Annotated in this window: 13 protein-coding genes; 2 read left to right on the top strand and 11 right to left on the bottom strand. The window is 67.9% G+C overall.

What is annotated here, in order from left to right; genetic code table 11:
- From odhB to VNR91_RS12580, 11 genes are all read right to left on the bottom strand, one after another.
- The coding region (gene odhB, locus VNR91_RS12630; protein ID WP_325491127.1) for a 2-oxoglutarate dehydrogenase complex dihydrolipoyllysine-residue succinyltransferase at positions 1-1,104 on the bottom strand (1,104 nt) is incomplete at its 3' end.
- A 57-nt stretch (positions 1,105-1,161) separates the two neighbouring features.
- Positions 1,162-4,104: a 2-oxoglutarate dehydrogenase E1 component gene (locus VNR91_RS12625; protein WP_325491126.1), complete on the bottom strand. Its 2,943-nt coding sequence runs from the start codon at positions 4,102-4,104 to the stop codon at positions 1,162-1,164.
- A 165-nt stretch (positions 4,105-4,269) separates the two neighbouring features.
- Positions 4,270-5,157 carry a succinate--CoA ligase subunit alpha gene (gene sucD / locus VNR91_RS12620; protein ID WP_325491125.1) on the bottom strand — a complete coding sequence of 296 codons (888 nt, stop codon included), beginning with the start codon at positions 5,155-5,157 and terminating at the stop codon, positions 4,270-4,272.
- A gap of 19 nt (positions 5,158-5,176) precedes the next feature.
- Entirely contained in the window at positions 5,177-5,713 is a 537-nt protein-coding gene (locus VNR91_RS12615; RefSeq protein ID WP_325491124.1) for a hypothetical protein, read from the bottom strand.
- Positions 5,713-6,675 (bottom strand): malate dehydrogenase, encoded by a 963-nt coding sequence (gene mdh, locus VNR91_RS12610; RefSeq protein WP_325491123.1) that lies wholly within the window; start codon positions 6,673-6,675, stop codon positions 5,713-5,715. Before mdh ends, VNR91_RS12615 begins: the two co-directional genes overlap by 1 nt.
- Positions 6,676-6,805: 130 nt before the next feature.
- Positions 6,806-7,909, bottom strand: a complete 1,104-nt coding sequence (gene zapE, locus VNR91_RS12605) for a cell division protein ZapE (RefSeq protein WP_325491122.1) — start codon at positions 7,907-7,909, stop codon at positions 6,806-6,808.
- Between the two features lie 91 nt (positions 7,910-8,000).
- Entirely contained in the window at positions 8,001-8,453 is a 453-nt protein-coding gene (locus tag VNR91_RS12600) for a PaaI family thioesterase (RefSeq protein WP_325491121.1), read from the bottom strand.
- Between the two features lie 4 nt (positions 8,454-8,457).
- Complete coding sequence (locus VNR91_RS12595; protein ID WP_325491120.1) at positions 8,458-9,240, bottom strand: succinate dehydrogenase iron-sulfur subunit; 783 nt, start codon at positions 9,238-9,240, stop codon at positions 8,458-8,460.
- 9 nt (positions 9,241-9,249) lie between these two features.
- A complete protein-coding gene (gene creD / locus VNR91_RS12590) occupies positions 9,250-10,635 on the bottom strand; it encodes a cell envelope integrity protein CreD (protein ID WP_325491119.1) in 1,386 nt (461 codons plus the stop codon).
- Positions 10,636-10,875: 240 nt separating this feature from the next.
- Complete coding sequence (locus tag VNR91_RS12585; RefSeq protein ID WP_325491128.1) at positions 10,876-11,139, bottom strand: transglutaminase-like cysteine peptidase; 264 nt, start codon at positions 11,137-11,139, stop codon at positions 10,876-10,878.
- A gap of 27 nt (positions 11,140-11,166) precedes the next feature.
- On the bottom strand, positions 11,167-12,291 hold the full coding sequence (locus tag VNR91_RS12580; RefSeq protein WP_325491118.1) for a glycosyltransferase family 2 protein: 1,125 nt from the start codon (positions 12,289-12,291) through the stop codon (positions 11,167-11,169).
- A 320-nt stretch (positions 12,292-12,611) separates the two neighbouring features.
- On the opposite strand from VNR91_RS12580, the gene VNR91_RS12575 reads away from it, so the two are divergent.
- Both VNR91_RS12575 and VNR91_RS12570 read left to right on the top strand, forming a co-directional pair.
- Positions 12,612-13,127: an RNA polymerase sigma factor gene (locus VNR91_RS12575; protein ID WP_325491117.1), complete on the top strand. Its 516-nt coding sequence runs from the start codon at positions 12,612-12,614 to the stop codon at positions 13,125-13,127.
- Positions 13,128-13,163: 36 nt separating this feature from the next.
- Positions 13,164-13,985: FecR family protein (locus tag VNR91_RS12570; RefSeq protein WP_325491116.1), on the top strand; the 822-nt coding region annotated here is incomplete at its 3' end.

The following is a 13,985-nucleotide window of genomic DNA, read 5'->3' as shown; positions in this document are numbered from 1 at the left end:
CCGCACGACCGGGCGGTCCTCGATGCGGTGGAGGCCGAGCACCGCCGACTGCGGCGGGTTGATGATCGGGGTCGACAAGAGCGATCCGAACACGCCGCCGTTGGAGATGGTGAAGGTGCCGCCCTTCATCTCTTCCATCTTGAGCGTGCCGTCCTTGGCACGGCGGCCGAAATCGCCGATCGTCTTTTCGACCTGGGCGACGCTCATCTGGTCGGCGTCGCGGACCACCGGCACCACCAGCCCCTGCGGCGCGCTGACCGCGACCGAGATGTCGGCGTAGTCGTGGTAGACGATCTCCTCACCGTCGATGCGGGCGTTGACCGACGGCACGTCCTTCAGCGCCAGGCAGGCCGCCTTGGCGAAGAAGCCCATGAAGCCGAGCCGCACGCCGTGCTTCTTCTCGAACAGGTCCTTGTACTTCGCGCGCGCCTCGATCACCGCGGTCATGTCGACGTCGTTGAACGTCGTCAGCATCGCGGCGGTGTTCTGCGCCTCCTTCAGCCGCTTGGCGATGGTCTGGCGCAGGCGCGTCATCCGCACCCGCTCCTCGCGCCGCTCGCCCGACGGGGCGGCGGTTGCCGGAGCGGCGGCCGGCGCGGGCGCCGCGGCGGCCGGCGCCGGGGCAGGCGCGGCCGGGGTCGATGCGGCGGCGAGAACGTCGTCCTTGGTGATGCGGCCATCCTTGCCGGTGCCCGTCACCGTGGCCGGATCGACGCCGGTTTCCAGCACCGCGCGGCGCACCGACGGCGACAGCGCGGCGGGCGCATCGCTGGACGGAGCGGGGGCTGGGGCCGGAGCGGCGGCGGGCGCCGGAGCGGCGGCGGCGGATGCCGGGGCAGCGGCGGGTGCGGGCGCGGCTGCGGCACCGCCAGCCTCGACCACGCCGATCGTCGCGCCGACCGCGACGGTATCGCCGACGTTGACGCCGTGCGCGCCCATCACCCCGGCGACGGGGGACGGCACCTCGACCGAAACCTTGTCGGTCTCCAGGCTCGCGACCGGCTCATCGAGCTGCACCGGATCGCCCGGCTGCTTCAGCCATTCGCCCAGCGTGGCTTCTGTGATCGATTCGCCCAGCGTCGGGACTTTGATTTCGGTCGACATAACGCTCCTCGGTTCCTCACATCCGTTCGGGCTGAGCGAACGGCGGTTAGATCGTGTCTACTTGGTCTTGGTCCGCCGGATTTCCTCGCGGACGTTGTGGCCGAGCGCGTCGGCGACGAGCGCGGCCTGCTCCAGCTGGTGCCGCTTCATCAGGCCGGTCGCCGGCGAAGCCGACGCCGCGCGGCCCGAATAGCGCGGCCGCGCGACCTTGGCCTGGGCAGCGGCCAGCGCGGCCTCGATCAGCGGTTCGACGAAGAACCAGGCGCCGTTGTTGCGCGGTTCCTCCTGCGCCCACACCACATCCTCCAGCTTCGGCATCCGCTTGAGCCGCTCGGTCAGCGGCTCGCCGGGGAAGGGATAGAGCTGTTCGACCCGGACGATCTGGGTCTCTCCGTCGCCGGCGGCATCGCGCGCCTCCATCAGGTCATAGGCGACCTTGCCCGAACACAGCACCAGCCGCTTCGTCGCGGCGTCGTCCGGCGCCCTGGGATCGGACAGCAGCCGGCGGAAATGGCTGTCGCCCTGGAAATCCTCCGCGCTCGACACCGCCATCTTGTGCCGCAGCAGCGACTTGGGCGTGAACACGATCAGCGGCTTGCGGAAATTGCGGTGCATCTGCCGGCGCAACAGGTGGAAATAATTGGCCGGCGTGGTGCAGTTGGCGACCTGCATGTTATCCTGCGCGCACAGTTGCAGGAAGCGTTCGAGGCGCGCCGAGCTATGCTCCGGCCCCTGCCCTTCGTAGCCGTGCGGCAGCAGCATCACCAGGCCGTTGGCGCGCAGCCACTTGGCCTCGCCCGACGCGATGAACTGGTCGATCATGATCTGCGCGCCATTGGCGAAGTCGCCGAACTGCGCCTCCCACAGCACCAGCGTCTTGGGATCGGCCAGCGCGTAGCCGTACTCGAACCCGAGCACGCCATATTCGGACAGCGGGCTGTCGAGCACCTCGAAATTGCCGTGCTCGACGGTGGCGAGCGGGATGTACTTGTGCTCGTCGGTCTGGTCGACCCACACCGCATGGCGCTGCGAGAAGGTGCCGCGCCCCGAATCCTGGCCGGACAGGCGCACGCCATAACCCTCCGACAGCAGCGCGCCATAGGCCAGCGCCTCACCGGTCGCCCAGTCGAAATTGGCGCCCGACTTGAACATCTCGCGCTTGGCGTCGACGACGCGGGCCAGTGTCTTGTGGATCGTGATGCTGTCGGGAACCGTGGTCAGCGTGCGGCCGAGGCTGTCGAACAGCTTCTTGTCGATGCCGGTCTCCACATTGCGGCGCGCGCTTTCGGCGTCGGCCGGCGCGTGCAGGCCCGACCAGCGGCCGGCGAACCAGTCCGCCTTGTTCGGCTTGTAGGCGGCGCCCGCCTCGAACTCGCCCTCCAGCAGGGTGGTGAACTGATGGATCTGCCCGTCGATCCACGACTGGTCGACCACGCCCTCGGCCAGCAGCCGGCGGCCGTAGACGTCGCTGACGCCGGGATGGTTCTTGATCGCGGCGTACATCAGCGGCTGGGTAAAGCTCGGCTCGTCGCCCTCGTTGTGACCGAAGCGGCGATAGCACCACATGTCGATCACCACGTCGCGGTGGAAGGTCTGGCGATATTCGATCGCCATCTTGCACGCGAAGGTGACCGCTTCGGGATCGTCGCCGTTGACGTGGAAGATCGGCGCCTGGACGCCCTTCGCCACGTCCGACGGATACGGCGACGAGCGCGCGAACTGCGGGCTGGTGGTGAAGCCGATCTGGTTGTTGATGACGAAGTGGATGCAGCCGCCGGTGTTGTAGCCGCGAATGTCGGAAAAGCCGAAGCATTCCCATACGATCCCCTGCCCGGCGAACGCCGCGTCGCCGTGGATCAGCACCGGCAGCGACGCCTTGTGCTCGGCCAGGTCGCCCGCCAGCGTCTGGATCGCGCGGGTCTTGCCCAGCACGACGGGATCCTCGGCCTCGAGGTGCGAGGGGTTGGCGACCAGCGACATGTGGACGCTGATCCCGTCGAACTCGCGGTCGGTCGAGGTGCCGAGGTGATACTTCACGTCGCCCGAACCGCCGATGTCGTCGGGATTGTCCGATCCGCCGGCGAATTCGTGGAACACGACGCGGTAGGGCTTGCCCATCACGTTGGTCAGCACGTTGAGCCGGCCGCGGTGCGCCATGCCGAACACGATCTCGCGCACGCCGTACTGGCCGCCGTATTTGATCACGCTTTCCAGCGCGGGGATCATCGCCTCGCCGCCGTCGAGCCCGAACCGCTTGGTACCGACGTACTTGCGGCCCAGGAACTTCTCATATTGCTCGGCGTGAATGACCTTGGTCAGGATCGCCTTCTTGCCATCGACGGTGAAGTCGATCGCCTTGTCCTTGCCCTCCATCCGGTCCTGGAGGAAGCGGCGCTCGTCCACGTCGGCGATGTGCATGTATTCGAGGCCGACATTGCCGCAGTAATTGGCGCGCAGGATGCCGACGACCTCGCGGATCGTCGCCGTCTCCAGCCCCAGCGCCCCGGCGAGATAGACCGGACGATCGAGATCGGCGTCGGTGAAGCCGTGGTATTCGGTCTTGAGATCCTCGGGCATCTCGCGGCTCGACAGGCCGAGCGGATCGAGATTGGCGGCCAGGTGCCCGCGCACGCGATAGGTGCGGATCAGCATCATCGCGCGGATCGAATCGTCGGCGGCGCGGCGGATGTCGGCCAGCGCCGGGGCGGGCGCGGCGGCGCCGGAAACGGCCGGCGCGGGCTTGCCCGGCTTCGCGGGGGCCGGGGCCGGCTCCATCTGGGTCGGGTCGAGCGCGGCGGTGAGCGCGTCGGTGTCGCTGACCGGCCAGCGGCTGTTGACCCAGCTCGGGCCGGAGGCGGCGCTCTCCAGCCCCTCGAACCAGCCGCGCCAGCCCGGCTCGACGCTGTTCGGGTCGGCCTTGAACCGCGCATAGAGCGTCTCGACGAAGGCCGGGGACACGCCCCCCGCGATCTCGCTGAAATCCTGCCCTTCGTAGCCCATAGCCTCGTCCTTCAACCCCTCTCCCGGCGGGAGAGGGAGGCGCCCGCCCGGTCAAGCCGGGTGGGCGGGTGCGGGTGACACGCCAATCGGATCACCCTCATCCAACTTCGACCAGACGGCGAGCCGCCCGGTCTTCCACAGCCCTTCTCCCGGTGGGAGCAAGGCTCACAGATTCTTCAGCACCTCGACCAGCGTGGTGCCCAGCTCCGACGGCGAATCGGCGACGCGGATGCCCGCCGCCTCCATCGCCGCGATCTTGTCTTCGGCGCCGCCCTTGCCGCCCGACACGATCGCGCCGGCGTGGCCCATGCGACGGCCCGGAGGCGCGGTGCGGCCGGCGATGAAGCCCGCCATCGGCTTCTTGCGGCCGCGCTTCGCCTCGTCGCGCAGGAACTGCGCCGCTTCCTCTTCGGCAGAACCGCCGATCTCGCCGATCATGATGATCGACTTGGTCGCCTCATCGGCGAGGAACAGTTCCAGCACGTCGATGAAGTTGGTGCCGTTGACCGGATCGCCGCCGATGCCGACAGCGGTGGTCTGGCCCAGCCCCGCGTTGGTGGTCTGGAACACCGCCTCATAGGTCAGCGTCCCTGAACGGCTGACAACGCCGACCGATCCCTTGGAAAAGATGCCGCCGGGCATGATGCCGATCTTGCACTCGCCCGGCGTCAGCACGCCGGGGCAGTTCGGGCCGATCAGCCGCGACTTCGAGCCGCTGAGCGCGCGCTTGACCTTGACCATGTCGAGCACCGGAATGCCCTCCGTGATCGTGACGATCAGCGGCACCTCTGCGTCGATCGCCTCGAGGATCGAATCGGCGGCGAAGGGGGGCGGGACGTAGATGACGCTGGCGGTGGCGCCGGTCTTGGCGACCGCTTCGGACACGGTGTTGAACACCGGCAGGCCGATGTGCTCGCTGCCGCCCTTGCCCGGCGTGACGCCGCCGACCATCTGCGTGCCATAGGCGAGCGCCTGCTGGGTGTGGAACGTGCCGGTTTCCCCGGTCATGCCCTGGGTGATCACCTTGGTGTTCTTGTCGACGAGGATGCTCATCTTGATCCTTCTTCGCGTGTTAGGACAAAAATTTTACGGTTCTTACCGACAGCCCAACCCCTGGGAAGCGGCGCTTTGCACTGGCCGGCGTGTAGGTAACAGCTAGAAACGGCTGATCCGCAGACCGTCCGGATTGCCACACCCAAGTCAAAATTCCGTTTTTCTTCAACACTTTGGTTGGCGCCGTACCAGCCCATTCCCGAAGTTGATCCAGGCTGGGAACGACAGCACTCTCACTCAACACCTGGCATTCAATCGAGCCTGAGCCGTCGCTTGCATAAACCTGCGAGCCGAGCACGACGAGGTCGGGTTGGGCCGCGCGCTTGAAAATGCGTGTATCGACACGAATGCCGGCTGGCGCCGTCTCGATCGCGGCAACCACCCGTGACAATTCCGAGCCTTGCGTTGCCGTGAATCGTTCCCAACCACTCTCCGATAATCGGGAATCCATCGTATCAATGCCGTCGAGCCGGGCACACGCGCTATCGAACGCAACCAATGGTGCGCCAACGGACGGCGCCTGAAGCGCTACAGCGAGGACAAGCCCGACAATCATCAATTCAGGCTGCCATCGATGCCCTTGCACGCCACCAGCAGTTCCTTGACCGCGTCGACGCTGACCTGAAGGTTGCCCTTGGCCTCGTCGTTCAGCGCGATCTCGATCACCTTCTCGACGCCGCCGGCGCCGATCACCACCGGCACGCCGACATAAAGGTCGTCGACGCCATATTGGCCGGTCAGGTGCGCCGCCGCCGGCAGGACGCGCTTCTGGTCATAGAGATAGGCCTCCGCCATCGCGATGCCGCTGGTGGCGGGCGCGTAATAGGCCGACCCGGTCTTGAGCAGCGCGACGATCTCGCCGCCGCCGCCGCGGGTGCGCTTGACGATCTCGTCGATGCGCTCCTGGGTCGAGAAGCCCATCTTGATCAGGTCGGGCACCGGAATGCCCGACACCGTCGAATATTCGATCACCGGCACCATCGTGTCGCCGTGGCCGCCGAGCACGAAGCTGGTGACGTCCTTGACCGACACGTTGAACTCTTCCGCCAGGAAGTGGCTGAAGCGCGCGCTGTCGAGCACGCCGGCCATGCCGACCACCTTCTGGTGCGGCAGGCCCGAGAATTCGCGCAGCGCCCACACCATCGCATCGAGCGGGTTGGTGATGCAGATGACGAACGCATCCGGCGCGTTGGCGGCGATGCCCTCACCCACCGCCTTCATCACCTTGAGGTTGATGCCGAGCAGATCGTCGCGGCTCATGCCCGGCTTGCGCGCCACACCCGCGGTGACGATGATCACGTCGGCGCCGGCGATGTCGGCATAGTCGTTGGTGCCGGTGATCTTCGCGTCGAAGCCCTCGACCGGGCCGCACTGGGACAGATCGAGCGCCTTGCCCTGCGGCACGCCCTCGACCACGTCGAACAGGACGATGTCGCCCAGCCCCTTCAGCGCCGCGAGATGGGCGAGCGTGCCGCCGATGTTGCCGGCGCCGATCAGCGCGATCTTCTTGCGAGCCATGGGGGTCTCCTGCTGGGCGCGCGCGAACCGACGCGGGCGCGAAATCGGGCGCGGCATAGGCCGAACGCCGACGCAGGGCAACCCTTAGACCTGGCGGGTTAAAGCTTTTAACTGCAAACTGTTCGCAATATCAATAACGCTCTGCCGCGAGATAGTCGTCGGACCCCATTTCGCGCAAACGGCTGACGGTGCGGGCGAATTCGAAATGGCCGTCGCCGGCTTCGTAAAGCTGCTCCGGCTCGGCGTCGGCGGAGGCGAGCAGCTTGACCTTGTGTTCGTACAGTTCGTCGATCAGCGTGACGAAGCGCGCCGCCTCATTGCGGTTCTCCGGCCCCAGGCGGGGGATGCCGACCAGGATCACGGTGTGGAAATGGCGCGCGATCGCCAGATAGTCGGGCACGCCGCGCGGTTCGCCGCACAGCCGCTTGAAGCTGAACACCGCGACGCCCTTCAGGCTCTTGGGCACGTGCAGCGTTCGGCCGCCGGGCACCGCCAACTCCTCCGACGGGACATGCGCGCGGTCGGCGCTGTCGTAATCGGTCAGGCGGAAGAAGGCGGCGGACAGCGTCGCGGTCGCCGCCGGCCCGTTGGGCACCAGCCAGGTATCGACGCTGCCCAGCCGGTCGAGCCGGTAATCGACCGGGCCGTTGAGCGCGAGCACGTCCATCTTCTCCCCGATCAGGTCGATGAACGGCAGGAACAGCTCGCGGTTGAGGCCGTTCTTGTAGAGTTCGGACGGCGCGCGGTTCGACGTCGCGACGATGGTCAGCCCGCGCGCGAACATCTCCGCGAACAGCCGCGACAGGATCGCCGCGTCGGCCATGTTGTTGACCACCAGTTCGTCGAACGCGAGCAGGCGCACCTCATCGGTCAACGCCTCCGCCACCGGCTTGATCGGGTCGCCCTTTTCCTTCGCCCGCTCCACCCGCAGGCGTTCGTGGACCTCCGCCATGAACTCGTGGAAGTGGACCCGCCGCTTCCGCTCGATGTCGAGACAGCCGAAGAACAGGTCCATCAGCATCGACTTGCCGCGCCCGACCCCGCCCCACAGATAGAGGCCGCGCGGCGCCTCCGGCTTGCGCCCCAGCCGCCACAGCACGCTGCCGCGACGAGGCGCCTGTTCGAGTTCGGCGGCCAGCGCGGCGAGGCGGTGCGCGGCGGCGGCCTGCGCGGCGTCGGGCCGCAATTCCCCCGCCGCGACCAGCGCGTCATAGCGTTCGATCAGGCGGCTCATCCACCTGTTCCCGCGCAGGCGGACGTCGAGGGGCGCGGGCCGGATCGCGCGATACTCTGAACTCCCGCCCGCGCGGGAGTACGGGCGTCGCTCATTTCCGCGTATTCTTTCGCAGCGTGCCCGAGAAGGCGGCGATCTTGTCGTCGCCCTGAACGATGACCCCGCGCACGAACAGCATCCGCCCGGTTTCACGCAGCAGTTCGACCTGCGCCTCGATCGGGCGGTCGATCGCCGCGCCGCCGATGAACTGGGTCGACAGGTCGAGCGTCACCGCGCCGCCGGCGTCCAGGATGCCGAAGCCCCGGCAACCAGCGAACATCGCCACGTCGATGAAGCCGAGCAGCGCGCCGCCATGGACGTGGTCGCGCAGGTTGGAATGGCGATGTTCCGGCACCATCCGCACCCGCGCGATGTCGCCGTCGACGCGCACCGACAGCGGCCCGAGCAGCGTGTTGAACCGCGTCGGATCGGTCGCCACCCAGCGTTTCCATCCCGGATGATCGGGATCGTCGTCGTAGGAGAAGAAGGGAGAGGTCTCGGACAACGGTTCAGACGACCCGTTCGGCTTCCATCTTCTTGATCTCGGCGATCGCCTTGGCCGGGCTGAGGCCCTTGGGGCACACGTTGGCGCAGTTCATGATCGTGTGGCAGCGATAGAGCCGGAACGGATCCTCCAGCTCGTCGAGCCGCTCGCCCGCCATCTCGTCACGGCTGTCGGCCAGCCAGCGATAGGCCTGGAGCAGGATCGCCGGCCCGAGGAACTTGTCGCTGTTCCACCAATAGCTGGGGCACGACGTCGAGCAGCACGCGCACAGGATGCACTCGTACAGACCGTCGAGCTTCTCGCGCTCCTGCGGCGACTGGAGCCGCTCCTTGCCCGAGGGCGGCGGCGTGACGGTCTGCAGCCACGGCTTGATCGAGGCATATTGCGCATAGAAATGGGTGAAGTCGGGGACCAGGTCCTTGATCACGTCCATCGCCGGCAGCGGGGTGATCCGCACCTCGCCCTTGATGTCCTCGATCGCCGTCGTGCAGGCGAGGCCGTTCTTGCCGTCCATGTTCATCGAGCACGACCCGCAGATGCCCTCACGGCATGAGCGGCGGAAGGTCAGCGACGGGTCCTGCTCCGACTTGATCTTGATCAGCGCGTCGAGGACCATCGGGCCGCACTGGTCCAGATCGATCTCGAACTTGTCGTACCGCGGATTTTCGCCGCTGTCGGGATCGTAGCGATAGATCTTGAACCGCTTGACCCGAGTCGCCTCGGGCGCCGCCTTGTGCTCCTTGCCCTTCTTGATCGTGCTGTTCTTGGGGAGCGAAAACTGCGCCATCGAGGTCCCTTACACTGCTGGTTCCGGTGCGGCCGGACGACCGCCCCACTCGAGATTGCGGGTCAGATACATGACCGATGCCAGCGCCGCAAACAGGAGAAGCGAGCCGATCAGCAAAGAATAGGCCTCAAGGCTGAGCAGCACGTACAGCACGGCGTAAAGCGCCACCAGCAGCCCGGCGATATAGCCGGCGCGCCGCCGGCTGCGCAGGACGGCGGCGGAATAGGCGGTGAGCAGCGCGACGATCGCGGCCGCCGCGACCAGATAGGCGGCGGTGAAACCGATCACCTCCGCGAACGCCAGCAGCATGATGAAGAACAGCACCAGCCCGGCGCCGACGAGCAGATATTCGGCCGCCGACACCCTGACGCCCCCGACGACGTCGAACAGCAGGAACGCCATGAAGGTGAAGCCGATGAACAGGAAGCCGTATTTCACGCTGCGATTGACCTGCGCATAGAGATCGACCGGGGTGATCAGCGCCACGCTGGCCTGATGCGTGCCCGGCCCCGCCGCGACATTGCCCGCCGCCGCCCGGTTCGGATCGGCCGGGGTGCCGGTATCGACCAGCGATGTGCCGAGCGCGAGGTTGCCGACGCGCCAGTTGGCGCGGAACCCGTCGGACGTGGTGGCGTGCCCGGTCGGCAGGAACCCGCCCTGAAAGCTGGGGTGCTGCCATGGCGACGTCACCTGCCAGCGGGTATCCCCCGCGCGCGGCGACAGCGTCAGGCTGCCGTTGCCGCGAAAATCGAACGCGAACTGCGCGGCGATCGCGCGGTCCCTAATGGCCGAAGCGTCGATCGGCGCGAAGAAGCCCGATCCGCCGGTCTCATCCGGTCCCTTGCCCGGTTGCAGCTTCGCCGACCGTCCATCGACGGTGACGCTGGGCGGCGGGCCGTACAGACCGCGCGCGTCCGACAGGCCAAAGCGCAATTCGGCGCGGTCATAGGCGAGCGCGTCGGCGGTGACGCCGTAACGCGTCAGGTCGGCGGGCAGCGTGAAGCGCGCCTGGCCGGCGGTGTGCGCCGAATAGACCACCACTTCATAGATCGACCGCTTGCGCCGTTCGGGGGCGAGGCTCGATTCGAGGTTGGCGACATCGGGGGCCAGTTCCAGTTCGCGCCACACGCGGTTGGTGCGCGTCACCTGCCGCCCGCCCTCGGTCACCGTTTCGGTCGCGTCGGCCTGATAGGGAATGACCAGGATCGGCCCGGCGATCGTCTGCGGCCCGCCCCATCCCTCCGCGATCGAGGCGATGGCGGTGCGCGACTGGTTCTCGCGATCGTAGGCGAGCAGGTAGACGCTGAACAGCGGGATCGCCAGCAGCGCGGCGACAAGGATGGTGAAGGCGAGCTTCATGCCGGGGGTACGTTCGGCGCGGTCGGCGAAGGCCATGGCGGTTTCCTTTCCGTCGCCGCGCAGCCGAACCGGCCCGCCGCGTACAGGTGAATGTGCCGCGCCTGTGCCGCACAAGTCCAGTGAACGGCATGAGCAAAAGATGAGCAATCACTGAAAAGCCGCGCGGCCCCACCGCCACCGACGGTCGCCGGCCAATGCAGAGCACCGCCGCGTCGGGGCCGAAGCCGAGCCGCCGGGTGGGCCCGCGCAAGCCCGCCCGTTCCCCGCTCCGCGACGTCAGGCGGTCATCGCCGAAAACCACGCCATCGGATCGTCGGCCGACTGGACGCTGAGCCAGCGATAGCGCGCCTTGTCCCACCGCACTATCCGGTCCTGCCGGCTGTCGAGCACGACCTCGCCGCGATCGTCGGTCTGCGCGACCAGCAGGATGTGCAGCCCGGCGGAGCGCGAATAAACGACGGCGACGCGCAGCCGATCGGCGGGGAAGCCGGCCTCGATCAGGCGCAGGCGCTTCTCGATCGCCAGATCCTTGCAGTCGATATTGCTCCGATCACATCGCCCGCCCGATCACTTGGCCCGCCACGTCACGATCGATGTCGCGGCGTAGTTCCACACCGCGCCGACCAGGATGCCCGCCAGCCCGGCTGTCCACCACATGTAGCGATAGTCGGCGAACAGATAATTGGCGATGCCGACATTGGCGATCGCGCCGATCGAACAGGCCGCGATGAAGCTCAGCAGCCCCTTCGCGACCGGGCCGAACCCGCGCAGCCGGCGGTCGCGGTAGGTCAGGGTGTTGTTGACGAAGAAGTTGAAGATCATCGCCAGCCCCGCCGCGATCGACTGCGCCCAGACGAACGGCGGATAGCCCGCCTCCATCATGATCGCCAGCGCGCCCATGTGGACGAACACGCCCAGCCCGCCGATGAACAGGAACGACAGGAACCGGGCCGGCACGACATGGCCGAACAGCTTGTCGGCCAGCAGCAGCAGATATTCCCAGACGATCAGCGTATCGAGCTTGCTCTCGCCCGCCACGCGGGTGCGGAAATCATAGGCGACCTCGGCGGTGCGCAGCGGGCGCGGCGTCGACGCGCAGATGTCGAGCAGAATCTTGTAGCCCTGGCCCGACAGCCCGCGCACCGCCGATTCAAAGGCCGGGCGGGTGATCGCGAAGAACCCGCTCATCGGGTCGGAGATATCGGCCCGGCTGATCAGACGGGCGAGCCGCGTCGCCACCGCGCTGACGCGGGCGCGGCGCGCGTCCCACCCGCCGATGCTGCCGCCGGCGGCATAGCGCGATCCGACCACCAGGTCGGTCTCACCGCCACGCAGGATCGCGAGCATCTCGGGCAGCACGCGCTCGTCATGCTGCATGTCGGCGTCGATCACCGCGAGATAGGGCGCGCTGGCGCTCAGCAGCCCTTCGGTGACCGCCGTCGCCAGCCCGCGCCGGCCGATGCGGTGAATCAGCCGCGCCCGCCCGTCGCGCGCGGCGATCGCGGCGATGGCGTCGCGGGTGCCGTCCGACGAATCGTCGTCGACGAACACCACCTCGAACGCGATGCCGTTCAGCGCGGCGACCAGCGCGTCGTACAGCGGCCCGACATTGTCGCGCTCGTTGAAGGTCGGGACGATCACCGACAGTTCGGGGATCGACAATTCGGGAGCCGGGGTCGGCGGCAGGGTCATCGGCGGCGCATCCGGGTCATGGGCTTGGCTGCGACTCGGGCGTCGCGGCAGCGCCATTGGCCGAAACCGGGGCGGCGGTGCAACCATCGTCGGACGCTCGCCCTGTTGCCGGTGGCAGCGCGGGAAAAATCAGGCCATTCGCGTTTCCCAGTCCCGCCCCCTGCTGCCAGCAGCTTTTCCCCGGCCGCGGCATGAGGCAGAACGCATCGGCGCGCACCGCCAGGTGATTCGCCACACATCCGTCTTCCAACCGGGGCAGCGACACCTTAGTACCGCCGCTCCCTTGATAACCCATGGTCGTCAGCGCGTCTCGAAAACCCATGCCACCGTCCGGACTTGAAGCCGTCTTGCTGGCCAATCGCGACAAATTGTTGCGCTTCCTGGTCGCGCGCGGGGCCGGGGACGCGGCGGAGGACCTGCTGCACGAGCTGTGGCTGAAGGTGGCGGCGATGCGCGGCGGCCCGGTCGCGGCGCCGCTGCCCTATCTGTACAGCGCGGCGAACACGCTGATGATCGATCGCTATCGGTCGCGGCGCCAGTCCGAGCGGCGCGACCACGACTGGAGCGAGACCGAGGGACCAACGGCGGCCGGCGTCGCCGACGACCCGTCGGGCGAGCGCGTGCTGATCGCGCGCGAGACGGCGGCACGGGTCGAGGCGGCACTGGACGCGCTGGGCGCGCGCGCCGCCACCGCGTTTCGCCGCCACCGCATCGACGGGGTCGGCCAGCGGGAGATCGCGGCCGATCTGGGGGTGAGCCTGAGCACCGTCGAGGGCGATCTGCGCAAGGCGTATCGCGCGCTCGCCGAACTCAAGGAGCGCATCGATGAGGTTTGAGGCGCACGACTCCGTCATGCTGGTCAGGAGATCTTGATGATGGAGCCACGAACCCCGATTGACGAGCAGGCGCTGACGTGGGCTGTCCGCGTCGGCGACCCTGCGTTCGTCGATTGGGACGGCTTCACCGCTTGGCTCGAAAGCGATCCAGCGCACGCCGCGCGCTATGATGCCGTCGCCGCGCGGATCGCCGAAGCGGCCGAACAACTCGCCACGCTTCCGGCGCCCGTCACGCCAGTGGCGCAGCCGTTGATGCAGGACATCGCCCCGCTGCGCGCCACGCGGCGGTGGTGGATCGGAACCGGGCTGGCGGCGTCGGTGGCCTGCGTGGTCGGCTATGGCGCGTGGTCGGTCCAGCCCCAGCCCTATGCGGTCGAGACCGCCGCCGGCGATACCCGCACCGTGCAGCTGGCGGAGGGCACGTCGATCGCGCTGGCGGGCGGCACCCGCCTGATGCTCGACCACCGCGACGATCGCGTCGCGACGCTGGAGAGCGGGCAGGCGCTATTCACTGTGCGCCACGACGAATCGCGCCCGTTCCGGGTCAAGGTCGGCGGAGACGAGTTGATCGACGTCGGCACCGTGTTCGACGTCAAGCGCGCGCCCGGCGTGACCCGCATCGCGGTGTCCGAGGGCGCGGTGGTGTTCAACCCCCATCGCGAGGCGGTGCGCGTCGACCCCGGCCACACGCTGGTCTCCGACAGCGTCGCGCGCAGCCTGACCCTCGGCACGATCGACAGCGGGGCGGTCGGCGGCTGGCGCGACGGCCGGCTGAGCTATCAGGGGGAACCGATCGGCGAGGTCGCCGCCGACCTGACGCGCGCACTGGGCGTATCGATCACCGCGTCCCCCGACGTG

The sequence above is a fragment of the Sphingomonas sp. genome (assembly GCF_035555815.1).
Lineage (GTDB): Bacteria > Pseudomonadota > Alphaproteobacteria > Sphingomonadales > Sphingomonadaceae > Sphingomonas.
This window is presented reverse-complemented; position numbering and strand designations above follow the sequence as displayed.

Bases quoted from the DNA above. Each gene is read 5' to 3' on its own strand.
- VNR91_RS12625 (WP_325491126.1), bottom strand. From the start codon at position 4,104: ATGGGCTACGAAGGGCAGGATTTCAGCGAGATCGCGGGGGGCGTGTCC.
- sucD (WP_325491125.1), bottom strand. From the start codon at position 5,157: ATGAGCATCCTCGTCGACAAGAACACCAAGGTGATCACCCAGGGCATG.
- VNR91_RS12615 (WP_325491124.1), bottom strand. From the start codon at position 5,713: ATGATTGTCGGGCTTGTCCTCGCTGTAGCGCTTCAGGCGCCGTCCGTT.
- mdh (WP_325491123.1), bottom strand. From the start codon at position 6,675: ATGGCTCGCAAGAAGATCGCGCTGATCGGCGCCGGCAACATCGGCGGC.
- zapE (WP_325491122.1), bottom strand. From the start codon at position 7,909: ATGAGCCGCCTGATCGAACGCTATGACGCGCTGGTCGCGGCGGGGGAA.
- VNR91_RS12595 (WP_325491120.1), bottom strand. From the start codon at position 9,240: ATGGCGCAGTTTTCGCTCCCCAAGAACAGCACGATCAAGAAGGGCAAG.
- creD (WP_325491119.1), bottom strand. From the start codon at position 10,635: ATGGCCTTCGCCGACCGCGCCGAACGTACCCCCGGCATGAAGCTCGCC.
- VNR91_RS12580 (WP_325491118.1), bottom strand. From the start codon at position 12,291: ATGACCCTGCCGCCGACCCCGGCTCCCGAATTGTCGATCCCCGAACTG.
- VNR91_RS12575 (WP_325491117.1), top strand. From the start codon at position 12,612: ATGCCACCGTCCGGACTTGAAGCCGTCTTGCTGGCCAATCGCGACAAA.